A 25802-nucleotide genomic window follows, 5' to 3' on the forward strand; every position below is an offset into this window, starting at 1 on the left:
AGAAATAGTAAAGATTGATTGTAAGGGGGAGAATCATGAGAAAAATATATATAGTTGGGCTTCCGAGTTATGCCGGTGCATTGTATGCTGGAACGGAATCTGCCCCAGCTTCTCTAAGAGAAGCTGGTATAGTGGAACGATTTGAAGAATTGGGTTTCCAAGTGGTCGATAAAGAGGATCTATTGGAGGGAAAGGATCTCATTAGGCACAATATTAGTCCGATTCGGAATTGGCCGTCTCCAAGAAACGTTTGGGAAACTATTGTGGATAACGCGAACGAGATATTTCAAAAAGATTCTTTTACGATCTTGCTTGGTGGGGATTGTAGCATAGTAGTAGGATCTTATACTGCTTTTCAAGAGATATATGGTGATAATACCCATTTGTTAGTTATAGATGGACATGTCGATACTGTTGAGCCTGTGTCAGATAATTGTATTGGGGCTGCAGCAATGGGCTTATGGTTCTTTTTGAAAGAACAACCGTTTTGGAGTAATAAAAGGCGTATTGATCCTTCTTCCATCAGTGTAATCGGACCACAGTCTGTACCTGAAGATTCTTTAGGAATGACCATAATTCCTTTAGCGGTGCTTGAAAAGGAGGAGCGGTTAATTTCTGTACAAAATCATTTAGCATCTCTTCCAGAAGATGTTTCAATCCTGGTTCATTTTGATGTTGATGTACTGATCGATACTATTATGCCAGCTGCCTATTCTCCGAGCGAAAAAGGATTGGACTTAGAAAAGGCTTGGAGGTTGTTTCAAATCATTTTAAGTGACAAACGAGTCAAAGGGATTGAAATCACAGAATTCTCAGGAACGAAGGATGAAGATGGGAAGGCTGCGAGAGTAATTATTGATTTATTAGCACAGTTGAAGGGATAAACAGGGGGTGTGCATCAAAAATTATGTGTCGTTGGGATAACAAGTCCATTCTTACACTTTAAATCTTTACTAGTATAATTCTTAGAATAGATATTTATTGCATATAAATGGAAATGGAAATGAAATAAAACTGGCAGTCTATTTTATGAAATCCTAGTTAAGAAAAAGGTTGGCAAGAAAAATCCACAATTCAATATTGCTTAAATGTTCTGGAGGGATGGAAATGGAAAGTGTAATCCGAAAATTAGAGAAAGAGGAATTACCTGATTTCGTGAATATTGTTTTAAATGCTTATCCAGGAACTACAGAAAATACCCCAGAATTCAAAGAACGGTTTACGAATACACTTACTTATCTCCAAGAAGAGGTAGAGGACATTGATTTCTATGGGTTGTTCAGAAATGGGAAGTTGCTTGGAGGAATGAGGATCCATTATTTTAAGATGAACGTATTTGGCAACCTGATAGATGCTGGAGGAGTAGGACAAGTAGCAGTTGATTTTTTGCATAAAAAAGAAAAAGTGGCAAAGGACTTAATCAGTTATTTCATTGATTTTTTCAAAGAAAGACGTACTCCTATTGTTATGCTCTATCCATTTCGGCCTGATTTTTATAAGAAGATGGGCTTTGGATATGGGATGAAGAAGAATCAATATTATATTGAGCCTTCAAGTTTTCCGAAGACATCCATAAAAAAGGAGCTTGTGTTCCTTGACCATTCTCATAAAGAGTCAATTAAAGACTGCTATAATTCAATAGCAAAGTCGAGACATGGGATGATCATCAACTCTGATTATGAAATCGAAAAGCTGTTCAAAAACCCAAATAATAAATTAATAGGTTTAATGGAAGATGGAAGACTGAAGGGCTATATTTTATTTTCTTTCAAGAAAGTCAAAGACGACCATTTTTTATTGAACGATTTATTAGTCCATCATATGGTATATAAATCTCCAGAGGTATTAGCTCAATTTTGTAACTTCTTCAACAGTCAAGCTGACCAAATCCATAGAATATCTTTGCATACCCAGGATGAAGGATTGGAATTCATGTTAGAAGACCCTAGAAACGGGACGAATAACCTTATACCTAGCGTATTTCATGAGACAAATACAGCTGGTGTGGGATTAATGTACAAGATATTGGATGTTGAGAAAATACTTACAGCAACTCCGAGGCTAGGAATATCTTGCAAATTCAATGTGGTTCTCCATGACAGTTTTCATTCACCGGAACCTCAGAAATTTATGATACATTCCCAAGATGGAAAAATTAGCATAGAAGAATATAGGGATCACGAAGATAGAATCGAGCTTGATATATCTGACTTTTCTTCCTTAATAATGGGCGTGGTAGATGCTCGGACTCTTTACCGTTTCGGGAAATTGACAATCACCAATACTAATCTATTAAATATATTGAATGAGATTTTTAATGTGCATGAAAAACCTGTTTGTACTACATTGTTTTAATTGAATATATAAAGAAAGGCTTCCATAAAAGGAAGTCTTTCTTTTGAATATAAAGGGAAGATCTTACTTGTTGGCCTCGTTGAATAAATTGTAAGCGGCTGACCAGTGATAAGGTTGTACCTCTGCTAATGTTTTGAATACTAGTTCCTTACTAGGTACTGTAACTGCGACTTTCACTTCTGGCCCCCAATAAAACAATCTTTCTTGGCATATTCCACAGGGTGACAAAACTTTAAAGTTTGATTTTTCATCATCTCTTACTACACAAATAGAATGGGTTACTTTCTTATCTAACTTAAATGCTTCTAAGAATGCTCCTGTTTCAATGCAAAGGTTGGCTTGGTCATTAAATACCTCAGGAGCAACACTGGTAAGAATGGTGCCATCCAATAAGCGCATTGCTGCAGCGCCTCCCCATCCCTTCGGATATCTCTTTTTTAATAAATCCGTACATGCTTCGAATAACTGTTGCTCTATGTGCATAATCAGAACTTCCTTTCATCATCTATCTGAATATCATGTTCTAAAAATCTTGGTGTCAACATGCTGATCAGAATCTGTATCCCAAACTCGGTGGATTTCAAAAGTTCCCTGTTCTAGAAATAAGGTGAATTTCTCTCTAAACCAATCCTGTAAAGGCAAATGTAAGACTTGATCAATAGGAATCCAATGCAATTCTCCCTCTGGGGGATTATCTAGGAGGCTGCCATGGAAAGTATTTGTCCAATAATTAAACACCATATATCTGACCCTATCCTTTGGATTTACATATTCATCCAAGCCTTTGAAAATTAGATTAGTAACGGTGAGACCTGTCTCTTCTTTGACCTCTCGGACAGCACCTTCTAAAATGCTTTCAGGAAAATCAATCTTTCCCCCTGGAGCAAGGTAGCCAGGAAACCCTTTTTCAGTGGGCCTTTTGATCAATAGAACATTATCACCGTTTTGGACCATGCACATTGTGTAGATTCGGTGTTCAATATCCTTCCAATTACGAGACATTTTTTATAAAATTCCTCTCATTTTTTCTTTAATTTTATCATTAAATAAACCTTTGTAATTCTTTTAATAAAAAAATTAATTGCTAAATGAAAGATTATCCAGTATTATCGAATATAGAGTTTAATACAACATCTTGTGTTTGATTATAAATGTAAGTACTATATATTGATAAAACCAATGAATATGGTGCCGATTAAGGCATAATAGGGAAGCTGGTTAAATTCCAGCACTGTTCCCGCAACTGTAAGTGCAGACGAACTAAGGTATCCACTGTCGATTAGATGGGAAGGACTTAGTATAGGATGACGCACAAGTCAGGAGACCTGCCATGTTTATAGCGTCTTATCTTCTTCGGGAGTTGGGGAGATAGAATGAGGGTAGATTGATAGGCTTTTTTTTAGGTCTATTGGTACATCAACGTTCTAAACCCATTACTCTTACAGAGTGATGGGTTTTTATGTTTCTATTTCCCGTTTTCGAAATCTATAGGAAAAGAGGAACATTATGAAACAGCAACTATCATCGAATGTATCTAGAACTATCCAGACGAGATTGATATTACCACCTGATACTAATCATATGGGCACTATTTTTGGTGGAACAGTATTGGCGTATATTGACGAGATCGCAGCTATTTGTGCAATGAAACATAGTCGTACTGTTGTTGTTACCGCTTCTATTGATAGTGTTAATTTTTTATCTTCGGCAAAAGTAGGCGATATCATGACATTGGAAGCTTCAGTGGTATCTACAGGTAGAACGTCTATGGAAGTGTTCGTTAAAGTTCAATCAGAGGATTTGCATTCGGATATTAAGAAAATTACTACGACTTCCCTCCTCACTATGGTTGCGAAAGATAGTGATGGTAAGCCTACGCCTGTGCCAGGAGTTATTCCTGAAACAGAGGAAGAGAACGAGCTTTTTGCTACAGCAAATGAACGAAGAACAATACGACTTTCTAAAGAAAAATAATATTTGAACAAAAAATGGGAGGGTATATTATGGGTGCGCTGACAAATGATCAAGCTGTTTCACAAGAAATTTTTAAAATGATTGAGGGAATGAAATCTAAATTCCCTCAATTAGATTTTGAATCATATATACATAAAATGAATCGTTCATTCAACTCAAAAGATAACATGGGAAAAGATCAAATATTTCACCTCTCCATACTGACTGCTGTAGAGAGAATAAGTGTGGAAGAACCGGATTGGACGTTTGTTGCTGCAAATCTGTATGCTTCAAGGCTGTATGAACAATGCAGAAAGGTTCGTGGCTTGAAGGATGAGGAGAAATATGGATCCTTTTATGGATTAATTAAGACTATGAGTGAAATGGGAATATACGATGATAGATTGCTAGAGTTCTATGCGAGAGAAGAAATCGACTTTCTAGGTTCGATCATTGATCCATTAAAGGATCGATTGTTTACTTACATTGGGATTGTAACCTTAGCAGAACGCTATTTGACGAAATCACATGATGGACAGGTTTACGAGCTTCCGCAGGAACGCTTTATGATTATCGCTATGACATTAATGATGAACGAACCGCAAGATAAACGATTAAATTTGATAGAAGAAGCATATTGGGCTTTGTCTAATCTTTATATGACGGTTGCGACGCCAACCTTAGCGAATGCAGGAAAGAGCTACGGACAGCTTTCAAGTTGTTTTATAGACACGGTGGATGATAGTTTAAGAGGTATTTATGATTCGAATACAGATATCTCAACCCTAAGCAAAAATGGTGGCGGAATCGGCGTTTATCTTGGGAAAATCCGAAGCAGGGGTAGTGATATTAAAGGCTTCAAAGGAATTAGTTCAGGAGTAATACCGTGGATGAAGCAGCTGAATAACACAGCAGTTTCTGTTGATCAGCTGGGCCAAAGGCAAGGGGCTATAGCAGTTTATCTTGATGTTTGGCATAAGGACATTTTTTCTTTTCTAGATGTCCGTCTTAACAATGGTGATGAACGTCAGCGTACCCACGATTTGTTTACAGGAATTTGCATTCCTGATCTATTCATGGAGCAAGTAGAGGCTAGAGGAGAATGGCACTTATTTGACCCTCATGAGGTAAGACGTATCCTCGGTTACTCCTTGGAGGATCATTTTGATGAGAGTCGTGGCGATGGAGTGTTCCGTGAAAAATATTGGGAATGCGTAAACCATCCGGATTTATCGAAAGTAACAGTTCCAGCTATTGAAATCATGAAGGCGATCATGAAATCCCAGCTAGAGACGGGTACTCCATATATGTTTTATCGTGATGAAGTAAACCGCCAGAACGCCAACAAGCATAAAGGTATGATTTATTGTAGCAATCTCTGTACAGAAATCACTCAAAATATGAGTCCTACCCTAGTTGAAGAAGAGATTGTTCATGATGGAACGATTATCATCCATAAGAAACCGGGAGATTATGTGGTGTGCAATTTGTCTTCTATTGCACTTGCAAAAAGCGTTGGAGATGCTGTGCTTGAACGTTTAATCTCTATCCAGGTTCGGATGCTAGATAATGTTATTGATTTAAACGGAATTCCTGTTCTTCAGGCACAATTAACGAATGAACGTTACCGGGGGATAGGCTTAGGCACTTTTGGTTGGCATCATTTGCTTGCTCAAAAAGGAATCCGTTGGGAAAGTGAAAAAGCGGTGGACTATTGTGATTCTTTATATGAGGAAATTGCCTATTTGACTATAAAAGCAAGTATGGAACTGGCTAAAGAAAAAGGGACCTATCCATACTTTGAAGGATCTGACTGGCATACGGGTGATTTTTTTTCTTACAAGGGTTATCAATCAGAAAAATGGATTGAGCTTAAACAGGAAATCATGGAGCATGGTATTCGAAATGGGTATTTAATGGCGGTGGCACCAAACTCTTCCACCTCTATTATTGCTGGTTCAACTGCTAGTATTGACCCGATATTCCGGAAATCCTATTCCGAAGAAAAAAAGGATTATAAGATACCCGTTACTGCTCCAGATTTATCAGCGATAACGAACTGGTTTTATAAAAGTGCATACACCATCGACCAACACTGGAGTATCAAGCAAAACGCCAAACGACAAAAACATATCGATCAATCCATTTCATTCAATTTTTATGTCTCGAATGATATAAAGGCGAAAGCATTATTGGATTTGCATTTGGATGCATGGGGCTCAGGATTGAAAACGACTTATTATGTTAGGTCAACTTCAGGTGCTGAAATAGAAGATTGTGAAAGTTGCCATAGTTAACTGAAAGGAGAATCCATTTATGACTCAAATAACAAAAAGGGCACTCGTTGATGAAGGAGCCCCTAACTGCTCAACTGCCATTATTAATGGAAGGAGCTCGAATGTATTAAATTGGGATGATGTCCGTTTTTCATGGGCTTATCCAAAATATAAGAAAATGCTGGCAAATTTCTGGACACCTTTTGAAATCAATATGTCCAATGATATCAAACAATTCCCGTTGCTTTCAAAGAAAGAACAGGATGCTTTTTTGAAGATTATAGGCTTACTAGCTTTGTTGGATAGCATCCAGACTGATTTTGCGAGCAAGGTCGCCGATTATGTGACGGATTCGAGTATTAATGCGCTGATGATCATACTTGCACAACAAGAGGTCATTCACAACCATTCTTATAGCTATGTCCTTTCTAGTCTAGTATCCAAGCAGCAACAGGATGAAGTTTTCGAGTTTTGGAGAAGTGAACCAATCTTACAAAAGCGGAATGAGTTTGTTACAGAGGGGTACAGAGATTTTGCAGAAGAGCCGACAATAGAAAATTTCTTAAAGGCCATCATTTTTGATGTGATCCTGGAAGGGTTATTCTTTTATTCTGGATTTGCATTTTTCTATAATTTGGCCAGGAATCAAAAGATGCTTGCTAGTAGCACGATGATTAACTATATCAATCGCGATGAGCATCTTCATGTTGGGTTGTTTGAAAATATTTATAAAGAAGTGCTGAAGGAGAATCCTTCCTATGACACTGAGGAGCTTCGAACATTTGGAAAGGAAACCTTTAGAGAGGCAGCAGAGCTAGAAATTGAGTGGGGTAGATATATTATTGGTAATGATATGGAAGGAATTCTCATGCAAGAACTGGAGGATTACATCAAATTCATGGCCAATATGAGAGCCAAACAGCTTGGCTTTGAAGCACCATTTGATGGGTACCGAAGCAACCCTATGAGATGGATCATAGCATACCAGGAAGTCGATTTAGGGAAAACGGACTTTTTTGAGCAAAGATCAAGACAATATACGAAAACATCTGACGCGAACGGCTTTGATGATCTATAAGACTAGTAAGACTTAAAAGGGACAAGAAAATCCCTTTTGAGTCTTCTCTTTTTTTTACTCGTATTTTCCATATTGGGTGATATTTTATAATCTAGTTTTCTTAATAATAATCTCGGCTATTTCCTCTACATTTAATTCCATTTTATCAATATACGCTTCGAAACTACCTACGGTGAATGCTTCAATACACTTATGAGATGTGCTTAGAAAATTAGAATTTTTTAAAAAATTGGATAACCCATGAAACCTAGGGGAAATAGTTTACGTCTAAATAAAGTGAGAGATGGTTTACTATTCTTGAGGAGGAGTCCTATGCAAGAAGAACGCGATACAAAAGAAGAATTCTTATCTTGGGTAAAGTCACTGTTTTTTGCTATAGCCATAGCCATTATTTGTCGTCATTTTTTATTTACTCCAGTGACCGTTCATGGTGAATCCATGATGCCTACATTCGAAAATAAGAATAAGGTTGTTATCACAAAGGTTAGTAAGCTTGAGCATTTTGATATGATCGTTTTCCATTCACCAGTTTCAGAGGATAATCATATCAAAAGGCTGATTGGCCTACCTGGTGATACTGTAGAAGTAAAGGATGACACGCTTTATATCAATGGGAAAGAATTCAAAGAACCCTATTTAAAGTCAAACAAGGAGAAAATTACAACACAAGAAAAGTTAACTGAGGATTTTAAAGTCGAAGTGCCAGAGGATTCATTGTTTGTCATGGGTGATAATCGAAGGAAAAGCGGAGACAGTAGAATATACGGTTTTATACATAGGGACTCAGTCATAGGGGAAGTAAAGTTCCGTTACTATCCTGTACAAGAATTGGGTATTCCAAAATGATATATACAAACTCATATAAAAAAAGCCCGTGCTAATCCATAAGATTTAAACGGGCTTATTTTTATTATTCTACTTTAGATCTACCTTATACTTCAGTGTTCCACCTTTATGATCAGTGACATTGATGTTAAGATGTTTTGTTCCCTTTTCAATAGGACTTACCCAGATTTGTTGCTTAAATTCTTCCTTAGAAACGTAATTCATCAATCCACCTAATTCGATACCATGGTCGTATTTTTCCCACCATTCGTTTGGTGTGATGGAAGTAATAGATTTAATCTTATTCCCTTTATCATCCGTTACTTCTACTGATAGTTCATTGTGGATCCAATAGCCTTCAGCTTTTGGGTTAGGTTGTGCAGCTTCAGCGACTTTTTTTCCTTTTACATGGAAGTTAATCGCTGTAGCACTTGGAGCAGTAATAACTTTTTCCAATGTATATGTTGTATCATCTACTATGTTACTTTCTTCAGTGTTGTAGGTGTACTCTTTGACTTCAGATGCTTCTCGATGAGTTGGGATATTAAAGCTCCAGTCCCCGTCCACACCGCCAATCTCAGTGAACTTAAATTGAAGGTTAAACTTTTCTGGAATATTAGAGTTAAAGTGGGTAAAAGGGAAATCGGCAATAGCGATATATTTGTTATCTGTGCCTTCTAGTTTGCTATATTTCCAGAACATATTAGATGTTTTGATCCAATTATTCTCAGCAAAGTTTATATATTCAAAACCAGTAACGCCTTTTGACCCATCGGCTCCTTTAGGGAATTCAAAAATCGCAGCCACGGAAAATCTTGCACCGTCATGAATCATATCAGATATAGTAACCTTCACATCTTGGTCTTTTACGGATTGATTGATTACGGTAACTCCACTTTTCTCCTTAATTGCATTCATATAGCCAGTATCACTAAGCTTTTCAACTGAAAAAACAGAGCCAATAACAGGTAGCTTTTCGAGCATTGATGCCATCGTAGGAGAAACAAAGCCCGTTGAATAAATGCCTACCCCAAGAGCTACAGTGGCAACGGCAGATACGATTGTTTTCTTTTTCATGTACATATATCTTTTACCCCTTTCATTCCCGATTTCTTTCATTATTGATTTCTTCACGGAAGAGGAAACATGGATGCTTTTGGATTTCTCTTGTAAGGCGTTTTTGATTTTTTGCTCCAGATTATTCATTGTTTCCCCTCGCTTATTTGAAAAATGGTGTTGATTTGATTTAATCCTCTTAGCTTAGATAAGGCAGAGTGGATTCTAGACTTAACAGTACCGACTGGTATATCCAATATGGTTGCAATTTCTTCCTGCGAATAGTCATTTAGATAACGTAGAATGATGACTTGCTTCAGTTTGACAGGGAGTTTTCAATGCAAGTAAGTAACTCTTCATTCTCTAATGTGGAAAGCACCACTTGGCTAGCATCCTCACCGAAAGTGGTAGTCTCGAATTGTTTCTTTTTCTCAGAAAGCATGAATAGCTTAAAGTTCTTCCGTCTTTGTTTCTTGACTTGGTTAACAGCGATGCCAACTAGCCATGGCTTGAAGTTTCTAGAAGAGTCAAACCTCGATAAGGCATGGTATGCTTGAATATAGGTTTCTTGAATGACATCCTCCAAATCAGCGCGATCTGTAAGAAGGAAGTAAACAGCGCGAGTGACTTCCTCAATAGTCAAATCATAGATTTGACTGAATGAGTCACGATTTCCGGAAATCGCTTGATTAATTAATGTGTGAAGGCCTTCATCACGTCTCACGGTACATCCTCCTTTACTTCTCACTCTATATTGGTCAGGTCTGGAAAAAACGTTCGAAATAATTTTGAAACTCGTCCAATAATTATTTATACTAAATAATATTGGGTAATTTATCCATAAAAAGGTGGCATAACATGGAAGAGTATCAAAGCCCGTTTAAACGTTTATATAATTTTCGAGATATAGGTGGTAAGCGGACTAGTGAAGGAAAGAAACTTAAAGAAGGCATCTTGTATCGTTCAGGAGATCTTTCTAAATTGAACAAACAAGATATGAAAACGATGGAGACTTTCGGCTTTAGGTTGATTGTTGACGTTCGCGGAGAAATTGAACGGAAAACGTATCCGAATAAGCTTGTAAAGAACACATGCTTACAAACAATCACTGTTCCTATACAGCATGATAGTCAAGAGTTTAATAATAAGAAGGAATTCTTTAAATATTTAAAAGGTGAAACGAATCTGGATTTTGAAGAATTCATGAAGGATTTCTACCGTACCATTTCATTTGAACGGACAGATCAAATTCGAGATGTAATTTCATTACTTGCAGACAAAGCTAATTATCCTATTCTTCTACATTGTACAGGAGGAAAAGACCGGACAGGCTTTATATCAGCTATGGTCCAATTGGTGGCAGGAGTACCTATGGAACTCGTTACGCAAGATTATCTTTTATCCAATGAATTAAACAAAATTAGGATGAAAAAGCTTGAGAGAATAATCAGATGGGGAACTTTGTTTCAAGTCCCAACAGAAAGATTAAAACCGATTTTTGAGGTAAGGGAAGAATATTTGATTGAGATAATTGATATTTTAATAGAAAAATACGGCTCGATTGAAGAGTATTTAATATCAGGCTGCAATATTGATCAAGATACCGTTAATAAGTTGAAACATAATATCTTGGAATAATGAATCTCGTAGAAAGTGAATGACAATGAAAAATATCATAATAGCTATTGAATGTTTGCTTATCGTTATGTTGATTTATCGAATCAGTAGGATAATCATTGCTTATCGAAAAATAAAAGTGGGGAGTTTTCCTAATAAAATTTCCGAGGCACTATCTTCAAGTATAAGAAGTAAGATTGGAGTTGCGGTATTACGCCATGAATTAGTAATGTATTATTATTTATTTACTAAAACGGGGGAAATAAAACTTAGTCCAGATGAAACATCTTTTTCTTATTATAAAAGCTCAGGATATAAAACGTTTATGATTGCTATTTTGGCCATTACTTTATTGGAAACTGTTGGGGTTTCCTATTTATTGCACAATTGGAAGCCGGTAATAGCATGGATTCATTTGTTCCTGAATTTTTATTTGTTTGTGTTCTTTATTAGTGATTATAAAGGATATTTGCGAAATCCTTTTATCCTTGGAAAAGATACATTACTAGTCCAACTAGGCTGGAGATCGAAGATGGTAATTCCTTTGTGTGATTTAGAACGATTACTTGATGGGAAAGATTATGAAGAAGAAAAAAAGAAAAAAGACGTCTATATGGCAACTTTAATGGAAATGGAAACCCCACAATATTGTTTGGAATTGAAAAATCCAGTTACTGTGACAGAACCATTTGGGAGAAAGAGAGAAGTCACTAAAGTATATATTACTGTTGATGATCCACAATTGTTTTCTAAAAGGATGAGGGAAGCAATAAATCAAATTGAAAAGGAGAGCAGCAGTGGTTAATCGCTGTGCTCTCGGATCTTTATCTTCTATGCTTAACTAAGTCGAGTACGCCCAATACTATATGAGCTAAACCAAACCCAAATATAGTATTGGCAATCATTTTATTTGGCCCACGTATTTGTTGCATTGCATGACCAGCAGTAGTCACGGCTGTACTTTAAGCTGTGGGAATTAATCCTTCATCATGAGCATTCTCCTCATTTCATGTAGATAGGGAAGATTTCTCTCCTTTATTATTAATTTCTATTGTTAATGTTGTATGTAAGGAAGTATATGCAAATAAAATTTGACTGATGGGTCATTCATTATTTGGACATTTGGTATATCTATACAATTAATAATAATTGACTAGTGACCAATTGGTCAGTTAAACTGATAAGGTGTTGACCGTTTAGTCAAAAAGTATTATTTACAAAGGAGAAGTTTATGAAAAAAGTGATACAGTTTTCACTGAAGAATAAGTTTGCAGTATGGCTTCTTACGATCATCATTACCATTGCAGGTTTGTACTCCGGATTAAATATGAAGCTCGAAACAATCCCCAATATTACAATGCCGGTTGTTTCAGTATTAACAGTATATCCAGGAGCCACACCTGAAGAAGTAGCAGACAAAATAACAGAACCTATAGAGAAGAAAATACAAAACCATGAAGGGGTTTCTGTAGTCAGCTCATCTTCCTTCCAAAATGCTTCATCCATTCAGATTCAATATGAATTTGAAAAAGATATGGAAAAAGCACAAGCTGAAGTCAAAGAAGCAGTTGACAGCATGACCTTTCCAGAGGGTGTGCAGGAATCACAAGTTTCTCGATTAAGCTTTGATGCATTCCCAGTCATGTCCTTAAGCATTTCTAATGAAAGTCAATCTCTTGCAGATTTAACAAAGCAAGTTGAAGAAGAAATTGTACCAACCTTGGAAGGCCTTAACGGTGTAGCATCCATTCAAGTATCAGGACAGCAATTAGAAGAAGCTTCACTAACCTTTAAAGCGGATAAATTAAAAGAGCTTGGCCTATCAGAAGAAACAGTACAAAACATGATTAAGGGAGCTAATGTTCAGTTTCCTTTAGGATTGTTCACATTTAAGGATACACAGAAGTCTGTAGTAATTGACGGGAATATTGCAACGATAGAAGACCTAAAGAAAGTGAAAATTCCCATTACTCCATCACAGCAAGGAATGACTCCACAACCTGGTGCACAGGGTATGTCAGGTACGAATCAACAGCAGGGAGCGGTTCCTACAAATATTGAAATCCCCACTGTAACATTAGGGGAGATTGCCGATGTAAAAATCGTAGGTAAAGCAGAATCCATTTCACGAACAAATGGGGAAACGTCAATTGGTATTCAAGTCGTAAAAGCTTCCGATGCGAATACAGTTGAAGTTGTAAATGAAGTCAAAAAAGAAATAAAGACCTTGGAAAAAAACTATGATGGAATGAACATTGTATCCATCTATGATCAAGGTGGACCGATTGAGAAGTCGGTTGAAACGATGTTAAGCAAAGCGGTTTTTGGTGCGATTTTTGCCATGATTATCATTCTCCTGTTTTTACGTAATATACGTACGACTATTATTTCTGTCGTTTCGATTCCTTTATCACTTCTGATTGCAATATTACTGTTGAAACAAATGGACATTACATTGAACATCATGACATTAGGGGCAATGACAGTTGCCATTGGCCGTGTAATAGATGATTCAATTGTTGTCATTGAGAATATCTTTAGACGTATGTCGTTGAAAAATGAGAAATTAAGTGGCAAGGAATTGATAGTGGATGCAACGAGAGAAATGTTCATGCCAATCATGTCTTCCACAATTGTAACGATTGCTGTGTTCTTACCGCTTGGTTTAGTGAAGGGGACAATTGGTGAGATGTTCCTTCCATTCGCATTGACAATCGTATTCTCACTATTAGCCTCATTATTGGTGGCCATTACTATCGTACCAATGATGGCACATTCCTTATTCAAAAAGGGCGTTAAAGGAAAGCAACATGATGAAGAATCTCCAACAAAGCTTGGTGTGTTTTATAAGAAAGTATTGAAATGGTCATTAAACCATAAATGGATCACATGGTTGATTGCTATTGGGATGTTAATTGGTAGCTTGTTCTTAGTTCCGGTCATTGGGGTAAGTTTCTTGCCTTCAGATGAACAAAAAATGCTAGCTGTCACTTTCAAGCCTGAACCAGGTCAGACACAGGAAGATGTAGTAGATGTTGCTGATGAAGCTGAAGGCTTCTTCATGGAACGTAAGAACGTTAAAACCGTTCAATTCTCTGTCGGTGGCGAAAACCCTATGAATCCTGGAGAAAATAACTCTGCCCTGTTCTTCGTTGAATACGACAGTGATACTCCGAACTTCTCTGAAGAAGGCGAAAAGGTGATTGACCTACTTCAAAAGGATACAGAAAAAGGAGAATGGGCTACTCAAGATTTCTCAGGGATGGGTTCAAGCGGTGCTTTAACTGTACAAGTGTATGGAGAAAGCATGAAAGAAATTGAACCTATTGTAAAAGAAGTAGAGAAGGTCATGAAAGATCAAGATTCTTTAAAGAATGTAGAATCAAGTATTTCGGAAACCTATGAGGAATACACATTAGTCGCTGACCAAGAAAAATTAAGTAAGCTTGGATTGTCAGCTGCCCAACTAGGTATGGAATTTGCTCGTGCTGGCCAGCGTGAGGTCATTACGACGATCCAGCATGAAGGCAAAGATGTGAATGTCTACCTTCAAGTGGAAAAAGAGACATATGAGGATATTGAAGATTTAACAGACAAAACGATCCAATCTCCTTTAGGTATGTCTGTACCAATTAAAGAGTTGGTTACTATTGAGGAAGGTAATACATCGGATACAATCACTAGAAGAGATGGCAAAATTTATGCCGATGTTTCTGGTGAAATCACCACAAAGGATGTCACAAAAGTATCTACTGCTGTGAAGGGAAAAGTGGATAAGATAGAAACTCCATCTAATGTTGAGATTTCAATGGGCGGGGTTACAGAAGATATAGCTGAATCGTTTACTCAACTCGGATTAGCTATGCTTGCAGCCATCGCTATCGTATATCTAGTACTTGTCGTAACATTCGGAGGCGGTTTGGCTCCATTCGCTATTTTGTTTTCACTACCATTTACAGTCATTGGAGCTTTAGTAGGCTTACTAGTGTCAGGAGAGACCATCTCTGTTTCAGCCATGATTGGGGCATTGATGTTGATTGGTATCGTTGTAACCAATGCTATCGTGTTGATTGATCGTGTCATCCATATGGAGAACGAAGGGCTATCAACTCGAGAAGCCTTACTCGAAGCTGCTGGCACACGCCTTCGTCCAATATTGATGACGGCAATCGCAACTATTGGTGCTTTAGCTCCGTTGGCCGTCGGTTTAGAAGGTAGCGGACTAATTTCTAAAGGATTAGGTGTGACAGTAATAGGTGGATTAACGAGTTCTACTCTATTAACGTTACTAGTGGTACCAATGGTTTATGAAAGCTTAATGAAAATCAAAAACAAGCTATCTAAAAAGAAAAACAAAGAAGCTAGAATATAGCAAAAAAAGGGACCATCTTGTATGAAGATGGTCCCTTATTTTTATTTAACGTATAATAGATATACTAATATTTTTAGGAGGAAGAAAGTGGATGCTATTACATATATGCCTTTTGTGACAGTCCATCGTGTGATAAAAAACGGTCAATTAATGATTTGGGAAGAGGGACATATAATAAAACTGACTGCTCAATATGTAGAGACACCATCCCATCAATTCTCTTTTGAAAATGTACATGATGTATCTTTCAAAGAATTCTCTACAAAAGAGGGGATTCTGTATTTGCATACTAGTCAGGGAGTTTTCCCTTTCCAAGTAAAAGAAAGGCCTCATTCCTTTATTAATCGATTCAAAACACTTAAGACCTTGAAACAAAACGATTCCCTGTAATCCAATACCTCCATGGATAGTCTTTTGCTTCCCCTGAATTAGGAATTCCCACCCTAGGTCCTGAAGAAATCTGCAGTGGAGAGAAACCTTCAGCAATATAAATCGTGGAATCTCTAAACGATTTGCCGTAATCATCCATGGTAATACCTAGAGCTTTTGTTAGCTTACCAGGCCCATTGCAGGCTAGCACCAAATTGTCCATACCTCTCCGCACCTTTATTAACTCTTTACCAATAAACGGTTCAACTGCCCGGATTAAAATTGCTTCTGGTTTATCGATATGTCCACTTACAACATTCACTAAACAATGTGTGTGCATGACGTAAGTATATACAAGTCCTGCTTCTCCAAACATAACCTCTGTGCGTTTAGTCCTTCTGTTATTAAAGCTATGGGCTGCTTGGTCTTTAGGCCCCATGTAAGCTTCTGTTTCAACAATGAAGCCTCTTGAGACACCTTCTTCAGTTTCCTTTATCAATAGACAGCCTAACAAGGCTTGTGCTAGTTTCAAAGTGGGTTGTAAAAAGAATTCATGTTCAACGGGTAATAAGGGAAGATATCGAGTGTCATGATTTTTCAAGTGTGAATACCTCCTAACATTACTTCTAAAAATTTTACCCAGCTGAAAGGTTGTTAATCTTAAATAAGGTGGGCTCGGTATTGAGCCCACCTCGCTATTCTTCAGAAATTGTTTCTTTTTCTAATTCTGCATCTCGCTTAATTCTAGCCTTTCCAATCGTTAAAGAGACGAAGATCCCTAATGCTACAATAATTAAGCCAGTTGAGAAGACTAAAGAGAATGCATCAGTCCAGACCACTTTAATTGTATGGATTATAGAGTTCTTAATCTCACTAGGTAGTTTTAATTCCTCAGGTTTTAACAATAGACCAAATAATATATCCGTTTTGTCAGCTAGGGAACTAAGAACTTTTTGTATTATCGGATTGCTTTCACTTTCCACTGCTGCATTCATTTTACTCTGTAATGAATTATTCATTACCGCATTCAAGATGGTAATACCAATGGTTCCACCAATGCTTCGGAAAAAAGTTGATGTAGCTGTAACTGTTCCTAATTGGGTTTTAGGAAACTCATTCTGTACAGCGATTGTTAAAGTGGGCATAACCAGACCCATTCCAAAACCAAGTACAATCATATACAAGTATGCTGTCCATTCATTTGAGGTTAAACCCATCGTGCTCATTAAATAGAAGCCTAAGGTAGTGATAATCATCCCTAATGAAAGGACACTTCTAAATCTTAATCGGAGTAAAAGCTGACCTCCAATAATACTTGCGACAATCAAAGAAATCATCATAGGAGTCATCGTTGAACCAGCTCGCGTCGGCGATACACCGAGTATCCCTTGCATAAACATAGGTACAAACATAATTGCACCAAACATTCCAAGGCCTAATAAGAATCCTAAAGCGTTAGTCGTCGCAAAAATACGATTTTTAAACAAAGATAAATCAATTATAGGTTCAACTGCTTTTCTTTCAATAATACTGAATATTACTAGGATTACAAATGCCCCTCCAAAATAGAAAGCGGATTGACCTGAGATCCAATCAAACTTGTCCCCGACAAATGTTAAACCTAAAAGCAAAAGGATTAATCCTACAACTAATGTGCCAATGCCTAGGTAGTCAATATGGATTTTTTCTCTTTTCTCAATCACGTCATTCTTCATTCCAACAAAAATCAGTAAGGCTGAAAGAAGGCCAGTGGGCACGTTAATTAAAAAAATCCAATGCCAGCTTATATGATCTACAATGACTCCTCCGATAAAAGGTCCAATGACGGAGCTTATTCCAAATAATGCTCCGAACACACCTTGCCATTTTGCACGTTGCTCCGCGCTAAAAATAATACCAATAATGGTCTGGGAGAGAGGCATAATCATTCCCCCACCGAGCCCTTGTAAACCACGATAAATGATTAACTGTTCCATGGTAGTAGCTGTCGCGCATAATCCTGAACCGATGATAAAAATGATGGTTCCGATTAAATATAGTGAACGCCTACCATATAGGTCCGACAATTTCCCGACAATCGGGACGATAATCGTTGAGGTTATCATATATGCTGTTGTGACCCATGCGAAAATTGAAAAGCCATTTAACTCCCCAATAATAGTTGGCATGGCTGTTCCTACAATGGTTTGTTCTAAAGAACTAAAAAACATCCCGATGATTAGACCAGTTAATACAAGTTTTTTATTAATAGTTGGTTGATTAATTTCCATAATGAGGACTCCTAACTTATTTTTGACTACATGGTCAAAATTATATAAGATGGTTGACTAATTAGTCAACGTTTGTCTCAGCCTGTTTGAGTTGGTAAAAAATCATTTTCATGTATTATAATGAGTGAAACTATTTGGTTAGGAGAACAGCATATGAAGCATACAATTGGATTTATTGGTTGCGGCAAAATGGGACAGGCTATTTTATCCGGAATGATAGGACGAAAAGGGATGGATCCCTCTAAAATATTAGTGAGCGCCAGAACAGAAAGTACACTCGAAGATTTGAAGACGCGTTTTGAGATCCAGGGTACGACAAATAATCAAGAAGTCGCTAAGCGTTCAGATATATTATTCCTAGCAATAAAGCCAAATCTTTATGGTGAAATCATTGAAAGCATTAAAGATATTGTGAGAGAATCGGTTATTATTGTTACCGTTGCCGCTGGCATTGATACAGAGTATGTTCGAGAGGCATTTGGTAGAGAAGTGAAGGTTGTCCGAACTATGCCGAACACACCATCTATGGTGGGAGAAGGCATGACACCCTATTGTATCAATAGGTTTATTACTGAAGAAGATCAATCGGTTATAGAGAATCTTTTGCAATCCATAGGAAAATGCGAGCGTATTTCCGAGAATCTTATGGACGCAATCCCAGCTATTTCAGGTTCATCACCTGCATATGTTTATATGATGATAGAGGCTATGGCTGATGGTGGGGTCAAACAAGGAATTCCTAGGGATCAAGCATATAAACTTGCTGCACAGGCCATATTAGGCGCGGCAAAAATGGTGGTTGAAACAGGACGTCACCCTGGAGCATTAAAGGATGATGTATGTACTCCTGGGGGAGCAACTATCGAGGCAGTAGCATCTCTTGAAAAGACAGGATTCCGTTCCTCAATATTGATGGCCATGGATGAGTGCACAAACAAAATAAAGTTTCTAAGCGAAACGATGAAATAATTAATGGGGTGATCCACAATCTTTTTGATAGTGAATCACCTCTTTTTTATTTTTTTATGCTGTTTTCGTAAAGTTTGTTCATTATAAGCGTAATTTTAACTTTAACCATCTGTGTTGATTGTAGCGGAGGGCACTTGGCTCCACGAAAATGCATTCGCATTTCCTTCGTGCGGTGTTTATTCGAGGAAGCTTATTCAATGTCCTGCGGGAAAAAGAGGGAAGTGGGGGACCCCACAGGCGGTAACGCCGAGGAGGCTCCCGACCCTCCCCGCGGAAAGCAAGTGCTTCTCGCTGAAATCAACGGACAACTTTTTATAGTCTAAAAACAACAATCTATGTGAAAAGAAGCTTTCTTTATAAAGCATAAATAGTAAGTCAGCCGATTAACGTAGTTACATAAGAAATCAAAGAGTGTGCAACTTCATCTAGAGGGCTACCAATCAGTTAGGTTTCTAGGAATAAAATTCAATGGTCATCATATAGTTTGAATAACAAAAGGGAAGGAGGATGCTTTTTATAAATCCGAGTTAACTGATAGGGAAAAGGTTTATATCTTATGACGTATAGGGGGAAAGGATATGGAAACAGGATTAATCTTATTGAATATTGCAATTATGTTAGTGTTAATCGCGGTCCTGTTTTATATGAAACGCAAGAATATATCTTTTTCTAAACGTGTTTTTACCTCATTAGCTTTAGGGATTCTCTTTGGTTTTGTCCTGCAATATGCATATGAGCCTGAGTCAGTTGCGCTATCGACTTCAATTGATTGGTTTAACATTGTTGGAAGTGGGTATGTGAAGTTTTTACAAATGATTGTGATGCCACTTGTCTTTATTTCCATTTTATCTGCTTTTACAAAACTGAAACTTAGTAAGAATATAGGAAAAATAAGTGTTCTTATTATAGGGATTTTAGTAGGTACAACAGCTGTTGCAGCAATTGTAGGGATTGCAACTACTTTGGTATTTGATCTGGAGGCCGTCCAAATCGACCAAGGGGATGCAGAAACAGCCCGTGCTACAGAATTGGAGGAAAGATACGGAACGATTGAAGGAAAAACGCTTCCAAATCAAATTCTTGACTTAGTGCCTAGTAACCCGTTCCTTGATTTCACAGGTGCTAGACCAACTTCAACAATATCCGTCGTTATTTTTGCGGCATTCCTAGGGATTGCTTATTTAGGAGTAAGGCGAAAAAATCCTGAACAGGCTTACCAAATTGCAAGCATTGTTGATTCTTTATACACAATCATAATGCGTGTTGTAACATTAATACTCCGTTTAACACCATATGGAGTATTGGCAATCATGACAAAGACCGTTGCTTTAAGCGACATTGATGCTATTGCGAAGTTAGGGAAGTTTGTCGGTGCATCGTACGTAGCGCTTGCAATTATGTTTGGTATTCATTTACTATTGCTTACATTCTCGGGGTTGAGCCCAATAAAATATATTCAAAAATCATTTCCTGTATTGGCTTTCGCATTTACATCAAGAACAAGTGCAGGTGCTCTGCCGATTACCATAAAGACACAAAAGCAACTCGGTGTTCCTGATGGAATTGCTAATTTTGCGGGTTCATTCGGATTGTCCATCGGTCAAAATGGTTGTGCCGGTATATATCCAGCCATGCTTGCTGTCATGATTGCTCCGACGGTAGGGCAAGATCCTCTAGATCCTTCATTCCTTGCAACGTTGGTACTTGTGGTGGCTATTAGTTCATTTGGTGTAGCTGGAGTAGGTGGAGGAGCCACATTTGCTGCTTTACTTGTCCTATCCGCAATGAACTTACCGGTTGGATTAGCGGGTTTACTGATTTCGGTAGAGCCACTAATTGATATGGGAAGAACAGCTGTTAACGTGAGCGGAAGCATGACTTCAGGCATATTAACAAGTAAGGTAACAAATGAGCTTGATAAAGAAGAATACAATAGTGCAACGAATAGTTTAGAAGTAGAGGCCTAAAAAAAAGACTCAGTCCTATTTTCAAGGACTGAGTCTTTTCTATATATTACGCGTTTACATTAGTGTTTTGGATTGCTTGCTCAACTGAGATATATTCATATCCTAAGTCACGAGCAACTGCCTCATAAGTTACATAGCCGTTTGCTACGTTTACACCTTTAGCAAGTGAAGCATTGTCTTTAACAGCTTGAACAGCGCCTTTATTTGCAATTTGAAGAGCGAAAGGAACTGTTACATTCGTTAAAGCGATTGTAGATGTTTGAGGAACAGCACCAGGCATATTAGCTACTGCGTAGTGAACAACGCCATGTTTTTCGTAAGTTGGATTATCATGTGTTGTAATGTGGTCAACTGTTTCGAAAATTCCACCTTGGTCAATTGCAACGTCAACGATTACAGAACCAGGAGACATGGTTTTAACCATTTCTTCTGTTACAAGCTTAGGAGCTTTTGCACCAGGGATCAATACAGCACCAATTACTAGATCGGATTCAGAAACTGCTTGTGCCAAGTTAAATGGATTTGACATTAAAGTCGTGATTTCATTTCCAAAGATATCGTCTAACTGACGAAGGCGGTCAGGGCTTAAGTCAATAATTGTAACGTCTGCACCAAGACCAATAGCAATCTTAGCTGCGTTAGTACCTACAACTCCACCACCGATGATTGTAACTTTTCCACGTTTTACACCTGGAACTCCACCAAGTAAGATTCCTTTTCCACCTTTTGGTTTTTCAAGGAATTGTGCACCGATTTGTGCTGACATACGTCCAGCTACTTCACTCATAGGTGTAAGCAATGGAAGTGTATTATTGACCGTTACAGTTTCATAAGCGATTGCAAATACTCCGTTTTCCTTTAAAGCTTCAGCCAATTCTGGCTCAGCAGCTAGGTGAAGGTAAGTGAATAATACAAGGTCTTTACGGAAGTATTTGTATTCACTTTCAAGAGGTTCTTTAACCTTCATGATCATTTCAGCTGTTTCCCAAACAGAAGAAGCCTCTTCTACGATAACAGCACCAGCTGACATGTAAGCTTCGTTTGTGAAACCAGAACCAATACCAGCATTAGATTCAATATATACTTCGTGTCCAGCATTTTTAAAAGCAACGACACCAGCAGGAGTCAAAGCTACACGGTTTTCATTATTTTTAATTTCTTTAGGTACACCAATACGCATGTTTATTACTACCTCCAAGGAAAGCGAATATTATTTAGTTTGTACCAAAATTATAATCAAAAGACATCTTTTTTTGTTTGTGTAAAAGAAAAAATAAAAAAAGAAGCATTTGTAGATTTCTACAAATGCCTTTAGGAACCCGTGTTATACTTACATTTTTCTCGAATTCGCTTCTATAAATTTCTCTAATAATAACTCAAAGAAGAGGGCCATTTTGACTAAAGGATTCTTTAACTCAATTCTTCCAATCTCAGAAATCCTTTTCAATCGATAATGAATGGTATTAACGTGTAGATGTAAGCTGTTCGCCGTATCATATGGGTTACCATCATGCTGTAGATACATATGGAGGGTACGTACTAAATCCGTTTGATTTTTTGCGTCATATTCTTTTAGGCTTAATAAGCCCTTATGTTCTGCACCACGTCTTTGGTTCGTAGATAAGACATCAAGGTATTGATAAATCCCTAAATCACTATAAAGGTGTAGCGTAGACGTTATTTCAGGGAATATTCGTTTAATTTTTAACGTGTAAAGGGCTTCTTGATAAGTGTCTTGTGCTTTAGAAAGGCTGGTATATGATTGTCCAGCAGCCCCTTGTATGCCCCGCACACTAAATCGGGTTTCCATTTGAGAGGTAAAGACGCTTATAAAATCATTGATTGAAGCAGGGAAAGGATTTGAGATGACTGGACTGGCTAAAACGATTAAATGGTTGATATTGATAGTGAAGAACAAAGGTTTTACCTTTTGTGTAGTAGTTAGCATATATGAAATATTGCGCTCTGTTTCTGTAGTGATTTCGTCCGGGAAGGTAAAAACGATGGTTGTAAATACTTCAGGCACCGCCATTCCATAATCACTCAGTTTTTCATATATATCTGCCTCATCTTCATAATGGCCTGTCAACAGCTTCCATAAAAACTCCTGATAACTCTCGTCTTTTCTTTTTTTCCTCATCTGTAGTTGTAAGAGTTGATTTTTAGCTTCCTTAGCCGCTAACTCCAAGAAATGCAAATCATGTTCCGTAAACTCTTTGGTCGTTTCCAAAGCCCAAATGAATCCCAGCACTTCTTGATTTTTACGGATGGAAATAGCAGCTCTCTTGCCAAGTCCAACTTCTGTAATGGATGGAATCAAAACAGGAGAGGGATCTTTTAGCAATTTAGGAATGACTCCTTCTCTCCAAAGACTATTGATTACTTTTTCAGGGACTCGTCTTCCAATAATCGTTGCAATACGGGCTTGATCCGTACTGTCGTCATGCATACTATAAGCTATTAATCGGTGGTTAGCATCCTCTATTGTTATTGGACATCCAAGAACTGCGCTTACGCGATCGGCAAATTCAACTAAATCTCCGTTCAATCCTTTAAATATGCTACTATTTTGCTTTTCGTCCACAATGTATAGCTCCTTTAAAAACATTCACTTCCTTCATTTTACTATAAATCAGCGATTAGATTAATCGTAAGAACTAATGAATTTTTAAACATAAGGATCTGTTAAACGGGGCTGTTGATTTCCGTTCCAGTCACTCGCTTCCCGCTGCTCCCGCAGGAGTCGAGCGACTTCCACTCCAATCATCTAAGTGGATAAATCCAGAATAAGTTTTAACAGAGCTAAACATAAAGAAGCTCCTTTGAACATTGAGTACAAAGGAGCCTTTTATTTAGAAGAAAATATTTAATATAAAGTAAATTAATCCAGCCAATGTAGCTGAGATAGGCAAAGTAATAACCCAAGTAATTAACATTCGCTGAGCAGTGCCCCATTTAACACCTTTCACACGATGAGCAGTTCCAACCCCAAGGATAGAAGAAGAAATAACGTGTGTAGTACTAACAGGTACACCTAGGAAAGAAGCACCGAAAATCACACTAGCCCCAGTTAAATCGGCAGCAACGCCATTAACAGGACGGATTTTCATAATTTTCCCACCAACTGTTTTAATGATTTTCCACCCACCAACTGATGTTCCTAGACCCATTGCAATCGCACAGGAGAGTTGAACCCAAAAAGGAATATCAGTTGTATCGGCATATCCATTTGCAATAAGAGCCATTGTGATAATACCCATTGCTTTTTGAGCATCATTCGTTCCATGTGTGTAGGATTGAAGTGCAGCTGTAGCAACTTGAATATAACGGAATCGCTTGTTTGTTTTAGGCAAGTTATTATTTTTAAAGACAATTTTAAAAATGCTATAAACAATAAAACCGACTACAAATGCCAAGATTGGTGAAAGTAGCAACGCTTGAAGGATTTTTAGGAAACCAGAAGCGTGAATAGCGCCAAATCCAGCAGATGCTATGGCAGCACCAGCGATAGAACCAATGATTGCATGGGATGAAGAACTAGGAATCCCGTAATACCAAGTAATCAAGTTCCATGCAATAGCTGCGATTAATGCTGCAAGGATTACAAGTGATCCATTTTGTAATGTGAATGGATCGACAATATCTTTTGAAATAGTTTTGGCAACACCTGTAAATGTCATCGCACCAACGAAGTTCATGACAGCAGCTAATATTATAGCGCGTCTTGGCGTTAACGCCTTCGTAGAAACTGAAGTCGCAATGGCATTAGCTGTATCATGAAACCCATTGATGAAATCAAATGCAAGGGCGCCAATTACAATTAGTACAGTTAACACTAATAATGTATCCATGTAAGAAGGACTCCTTATGCATTTTTCATAATGATAGTTTCAAGTGTGTTAGCCACAGTTTGGCAGCTATCAGCAATATCCTCAAGGTTTTCATAAATTTCTTTAAATTGAATGATTCGAATAGGATCTTTTTCTACTGCGAATAGATTTTTAATGGATTGACGTAAAATTCCATCGCAAGTTGATTCGTAATCCTTGATTTGAATTGAATGGTTTCGGATATCTAACAGTTTCTTAGTTGAAAGTAAATCAACTGCTTTTTCAATTTCGTAAGTGCTTTTACGAATTGCATCGACAAACTTCAGCATATACTCGTCTGCATTCACAATAGAATACATTTCGAATAACGCTGAGCAATGCTCAAGGCCATCTAACACATCATCCATACTCATAGCAAGATGAAGGATATCTTCACGCTCGATCGGAGTAATGAACGCTTTGTTAAGTTCTAAAATTACTTCATGTACATAGGAATCCGCTTTGTGCTCATAATCCTTCATTTTTTCAGAAAATACTTTTAAATCGCTAACATTGTTCAGCTTGTAATCAGCAAAATAATCAGCAGCTTCTTTTAAATTTTCTGAAATATTAATAAGAAGGGTACCGAACTTATCCTTTTTTTTGAAAACCATTGTTGAAAACCCTCACAATCCAAGAAATTGTATTTTTTTAAAAGACCCCTGTTCAAAAGTTTGAACGTGAATTATTGTACTCATAAACCTTTAATTAAGAAAGATGCTACTATTAAAATTTACATAAAATTAACATAACATGCGTTGCGTCGTTTAATATTTACATTGTTGTAACATTTCGTCGGAAAATAGGTTATTTTCTTTAATAAATT

General features: G+C 37.5%; 24 protein-coding genes and 1 riboswitch. Of the genes, 12 read left to right on the forward strand and 12 right to left on the reverse strand.

The window, feature by feature from the left end; genetic code table 11:
* Nucleotides 1–35 precede the first annotated feature (35 nt).
* Both G3O09_RS13410 and G3O09_RS13415 read left to right on the forward strand, forming a co-directional pair.
* Complete coding sequence (locus G3O09_RS13410; RefSeq protein ID WP_163101991.1) at nucleotides 36–884, forward strand: arginase family protein; 849 nt, start codon at nucleotides 36–38, stop codon at nucleotides 882–884.
* 223 nt (nucleotides 885–1107) lie between these two features.
* Nucleotides 1108–2355: a GNAT family N-acetyltransferase gene (locus tag G3O09_RS13415; protein ID WP_163101992.1), complete on the forward strand. Its 1248-nt coding sequence runs from the start codon at nucleotides 1108–1110 to the stop codon at nucleotides 2353–2355.
* 63 nt (nucleotides 2356–2418) lie between these two features.
* On the opposite strand, the gene G3O09_RS13420 is transcribed toward G3O09_RS13415, so the two are convergent.
* Entirely contained in the window at nucleotides 2419–2838 is a 420-nt protein-coding gene (locus G3O09_RS13420; RefSeq protein WP_163101993.1) for a cytidine deaminase, read from the reverse strand.
* 33 nt (nucleotides 2839–2871) lie between these two features.
* The gene (locus G3O09_RS13425; RefSeq protein ID WP_163101994.1) at nucleotides 2872–3357 is read right to left on the reverse strand and encodes an 8-oxo-dGTP diphosphatase; all 486 of its coding nucleotides are present in this window, start codon (nucleotides 3355–3357) and stop codon (nucleotides 2872–2874) included.
* Nucleotides 3358–3524: 167 nt separating this feature from the next.
* A riboswitch (cobalamin riboswitch) is annotated at nucleotides 3525–3702 on the forward strand.
* A 159-nt stretch (nucleotides 3703–3861) separates the two neighbouring features.
* On the opposite strand from G3O09_RS13425, the gene G3O09_RS13430 reads away from it, so the two are divergent.
* The 4 genes from G3O09_RS13430 (at nucleotide 3862) to lepB (ending at nucleotide 8508) form a co-directional block, all read left to right on the forward strand.
* Nucleotides 3862–4329, forward strand: coding sequence for an acyl-CoA thioesterase (locus G3O09_RS13430; protein ID WP_163101995.1), 468 nt, complete (start codon nucleotides 3862–3864; stop codon nucleotides 4327–4329).
* A 29-nt stretch (nucleotides 4330–4358) separates the two neighbouring features.
* Nucleotides 4359–6605 (forward strand): ribonucleoside-diphosphate reductase subunit alpha, encoded by a 2247-nt coding sequence (locus tag G3O09_RS13435; RefSeq protein WP_275898315.1) that lies wholly within the window; start codon nucleotides 4359–4361, stop codon nucleotides 6603–6605.
* A 19-nt stretch (nucleotides 6606–6624) separates the two neighbouring features.
* A complete protein-coding gene (locus G3O09_RS13440; RefSeq protein ID WP_163101997.1) occupies nucleotides 6625–7662 on the forward strand; it encodes a ribonucleotide-diphosphate reductase subunit beta in 1038 nt (345 codons plus the stop codon).
* Nucleotides 7663–7974: 312 nt separating this feature from the next.
* Entirely contained in the window at nucleotides 7975–8508 is a 534-nt protein-coding gene (lepB, locus tag G3O09_RS13445) for a signal peptidase I (RefSeq protein WP_163101998.1), read from the forward strand.
* A 69-nt stretch (nucleotides 8509–8577) separates the two neighbouring features.
* On the opposite strand, the gene G3O09_RS13450 is transcribed toward lepB, so the two are convergent.
* The 3 genes from G3O09_RS13450 to G3O09_RS13455 are packed head-to-tail and all read right to left on the reverse strand — an operon-like array spanning nucleotide 8578 to nucleotide 10267.
* Nucleotides 8578–9693 carry a DUF4179 domain-containing protein gene (locus G3O09_RS13450; RefSeq protein WP_163101999.1) on the reverse strand — a complete coding sequence of 372 codons (1116 nt, stop codon included), beginning with the start codon at nucleotides 9691–9693 and terminating at the stop codon, nucleotides 8578–8580.
* The gene (locus G3O09_RS22515; protein ID WP_338048412.1) at nucleotides 9690–9863 is read right to left on the reverse strand and encodes a sigma factor-like helix-turn-helix DNA-binding protein; all 174 of its coding nucleotides are present in this window, start codon (nucleotides 9861–9863) and stop codon (nucleotides 9690–9692) included. Before G3O09_RS22515 ends, G3O09_RS13450 begins: the two co-directional genes overlap by 4 nt.
* Nucleotides 9860–10267 (reverse strand): sigma factor, encoded by a 408-nt coding sequence (locus G3O09_RS13455; protein ID WP_240338429.1) that lies wholly within the window; start codon nucleotides 10265–10267, stop codon nucleotides 9860–9862. The genes G3O09_RS22515 and G3O09_RS13455 overlap by 4 nt, the downstream gene beginning before the upstream one ends.
* 134 nt (nucleotides 10268–10401) lie before the next feature.
* On the opposite strand from G3O09_RS13455, the gene G3O09_RS13460 reads away from it, so the two are divergent.
* Together G3O09_RS13460 and G3O09_RS13465 are read left to right on the forward strand one after the other, a co-directional pair.
* Nucleotides 10402–11181: a tyrosine-protein phosphatase gene (locus tag G3O09_RS13460; RefSeq protein WP_163102000.1), complete on the forward strand. Its 780-nt coding sequence runs from the start codon at nucleotides 10402–10404 to the stop codon at nucleotides 11179–11181.
* Nucleotides 11182–11206: 25 nt separating this feature from the next.
* Nucleotides 11207–11965: a hypothetical protein gene (locus G3O09_RS13465; RefSeq protein WP_163102001.1), complete on the forward strand. Its 759-nt coding sequence runs from the start codon at nucleotides 11207–11209 to the stop codon at nucleotides 11963–11965.
* Nucleotides 11966–11984: 19 nt separating this feature from the next.
* On the opposite strand, the gene G3O09_RS13470 is transcribed toward G3O09_RS13465, so the two are convergent.
* Nucleotides 11985–12113, reverse strand: a complete 129-nt coding sequence (locus tag G3O09_RS13470; protein WP_240338430.1) for an asparagine synthase — start codon at nucleotides 12111–12113, stop codon at nucleotides 11985–11987.
* Nucleotides 12114–12391: 278 nt separating this feature from the next.
* On the opposite strand from G3O09_RS13470, the gene G3O09_RS13475 reads away from it, so the two are divergent.
* Together G3O09_RS13475 and G3O09_RS13480 are read left to right on the forward strand one after the other, a co-directional pair.
* Nucleotides 12392–15532, forward strand: a complete 3141-nt coding sequence (locus tag G3O09_RS13475) for an efflux RND transporter permease subunit (RefSeq protein WP_163102002.1) — start codon at nucleotides 12392–12394, stop codon at nucleotides 15530–15532.
* An 87-nt stretch (nucleotides 15533–15619) separates the two neighbouring features.
* Complete coding sequence (locus tag G3O09_RS13480; protein WP_163102003.1) at nucleotides 15620–15922, forward strand: hypothetical protein; 303 nt, start codon at nucleotides 15620–15622, stop codon at nucleotides 15920–15922.
* Here the strand turns inward: G3O09_RS13480 and G3O09_RS13485 are convergent.
* Nucleotides 15891–16502: a DNA-3-methyladenine glycosylase gene (locus G3O09_RS13485; protein WP_163102004.1), complete on the reverse strand. Its 612-nt coding sequence runs from the start codon at nucleotides 16500–16502 to the stop codon at nucleotides 15891–15893. The two genes, G3O09_RS13480 and G3O09_RS13485, sit on opposite strands and share 32 nt — an antisense overlap.
* Nucleotides 16503–16596: 94 nt before the next feature.
* Nucleotides 16597–18171 (reverse strand): MDR family MFS transporter, encoded by a 1575-nt coding sequence (locus tag G3O09_RS13490; RefSeq protein WP_163102005.1) that lies wholly within the window; start codon nucleotides 18169–18171, stop codon nucleotides 16597–16599.
* Between the two features lie 153 nt (nucleotides 18172–18324).
* On the opposite strand from G3O09_RS13490, the gene proC reads away from it, so the two are divergent.
* Nucleotides 18325–19140: a pyrroline-5-carboxylate reductase gene (proC, locus tag G3O09_RS13495; protein WP_163102006.1), complete on the forward strand. Its 816-nt coding sequence runs from the start codon at nucleotides 18325–18327 to the stop codon at nucleotides 19138–19140.
* A 578-nt stretch (nucleotides 19141–19718) separates the two neighbouring features.
* A complete protein-coding gene (locus tag G3O09_RS13500; RefSeq protein ID WP_163102007.1) occupies nucleotides 19719–21107 on the forward strand; it encodes an L-cystine transporter in 1389 nt (462 codons plus the stop codon).
* A gap of 46 nt (nucleotides 21108–21153) precedes the next feature.
* On the opposite strand, the gene ald is transcribed toward G3O09_RS13500, so the two are convergent.
* From ald to G3O09_RS13520, 4 genes are all read right to left on the reverse strand, one after another.
* Nucleotides 21154–22287, reverse strand: a complete 1134-nt coding sequence (ald, locus tag G3O09_RS13505) for an alanine dehydrogenase (RefSeq protein ID WP_163102008.1) — start codon at nucleotides 22285–22287, stop codon at nucleotides 21154–21156.
* 150 nt (nucleotides 22288–22437) lie between these two features.
* Nucleotides 22438–23691, reverse strand: a complete 1254-nt coding sequence (locus G3O09_RS13510; protein WP_240338431.1) for a helix-turn-helix domain-containing protein — start codon at nucleotides 23689–23691, stop codon at nucleotides 22438–22440.
* Between the two features lie 268 nt (nucleotides 23692–23959).
* The gene (locus tag G3O09_RS13515; protein ID WP_163102010.1) at nucleotides 23960–24958 is read right to left on the reverse strand and encodes an inorganic phosphate transporter; all 999 of its coding nucleotides are present in this window, start codon (nucleotides 24956–24958) and stop codon (nucleotides 23960–23962) included.
* 14 nt (nucleotides 24959–24972) lie between these two features.
* Nucleotides 24973–25590 carry a DUF47 domain-containing protein gene (locus G3O09_RS13520; protein ID WP_163102011.1) on the reverse strand — a complete coding sequence of 206 codons (618 nt, stop codon included), beginning with the start codon at nucleotides 25588–25590 and terminating at the stop codon, nucleotides 24973–24975.
* Nucleotides 25591–25802 lie beyond the last annotated feature (212 nt).

The organism is Peribacillus alkalitolerans, from assembly GCF_010882125.1.
Classification (GTDB): Bacteria; Bacillota; Bacilli; order Bacillales; family DSM-1321; genus Bacillus_BN; species Bacillus_BN alkalitolerans.

Bases quoted from the DNA above. Each gene is read 5' to 3' on its own strand.
- ald (WP_163102008.1), bottom strand. From the start codon at position 22,287: ATGCGTATTGGTGTACCTAAAGAAATTAAAAATAATGAAAACCGTGTA.
- G3O09_RS13460 (WP_163102000.1), top strand. From the start codon at position 10,402: ATGGAAGAGTATCAAAGCCCGTTTAAACGTTTATATAATTTTCGAGAT.
- G3O09_RS13500 (WP_163102007.1), top strand. From the start codon at position 19,719: ATGGAAACAGGATTAATCTTATTGAATATTGCAATTATGTTAGTGTTA.
- G3O09_RS13415 (WP_163101992.1), top strand. From the start codon at position 1,108: ATGGAAAGTGTAATCCGAAAATTAGAGAAAGAGGAATTACCTGATTTC.
- G3O09_RS13425 (WP_163101994.1), bottom strand. From the start codon at position 3,357: ATGTCTCGTAATTGGAAGGATATTGAACACCGAATCTACACAATGTGC.
- lepB (WP_163101998.1), top strand. From the start codon at position 7,975: ATGCAAGAAGAACGCGATACAAAAGAAGAATTCTTATCTTGGGTAAAG.
- G3O09_RS13520 (WP_163102011.1), bottom strand. From the start codon at position 25,590: ATGGTTTTCAAAAAAAAGGATAAGTTCGGTACCCTTCTTATTAATATT.
- G3O09_RS13430 (WP_163101995.1), top strand. From the start codon at position 3,862: ATGAAACAGCAACTATCATCGAATGTATCTAGAACTATCCAGACGAGA.
- G3O09_RS13475 (WP_163102002.1), top strand. From the start codon at position 12,392: ATGAAAAAAGTGATACAGTTTTCACTGAAGAATAAGTTTGCAGTATGG.
- G3O09_RS13465 (WP_163102001.1), top strand. From the start codon at position 11,207: ATGAAAAATATCATAATAGCTATTGAATGTTTGCTTATCGTTATGTTG.
- proC (WP_163102006.1), top strand. From the start codon at position 18,325: ATGAAGCATACAATTGGATTTATTGGTTGCGGCAAAATGGGACAGGCT.
- G3O09_RS13435 (WP_275898315.1), top strand. From the start codon at position 4,359: ATGGGTGCGCTGACAAATGATCAAGCTGTTTCACAAGAAATTTTTAAA.
- G3O09_RS13450 (WP_163101999.1), bottom strand. From the start codon at position 9,693: ATGAATAATCTGGAGCAAAAAATCAAAAACGCCTTACAAGAGAAATCC.
- G3O09_RS13490 (WP_163102005.1), bottom strand. From the start codon at position 18,171: ATGGAAATTAATCAACCAACTATTAATAAAAAACTTGTATTAACTGGT.
- G3O09_RS13440 (WP_163101997.1), top strand. From the start codon at position 6,625: ATGACTCAAATAACAAAAAGGGCACTCGTTGATGAAGGAGCCCCTAAC.
- G3O09_RS13410 (WP_163101991.1), top strand. From the start codon at position 36: ATGAGAAAAATATATATAGTTGGGCTTCCGAGTTATGCCGGTGCATTG.
- G3O09_RS13515 (WP_163102010.1), bottom strand. From the start codon at position 24,958: ATGGATACATTATTAGTGTTAACTGTACTAATTGTAATTGGCGCCCTT.
- G3O09_RS13420 (WP_163101993.1), bottom strand. From the start codon at position 2,838: ATGCACATAGAGCAACAGTTATTCGAAGCATGTACGGATTTATTAAAA.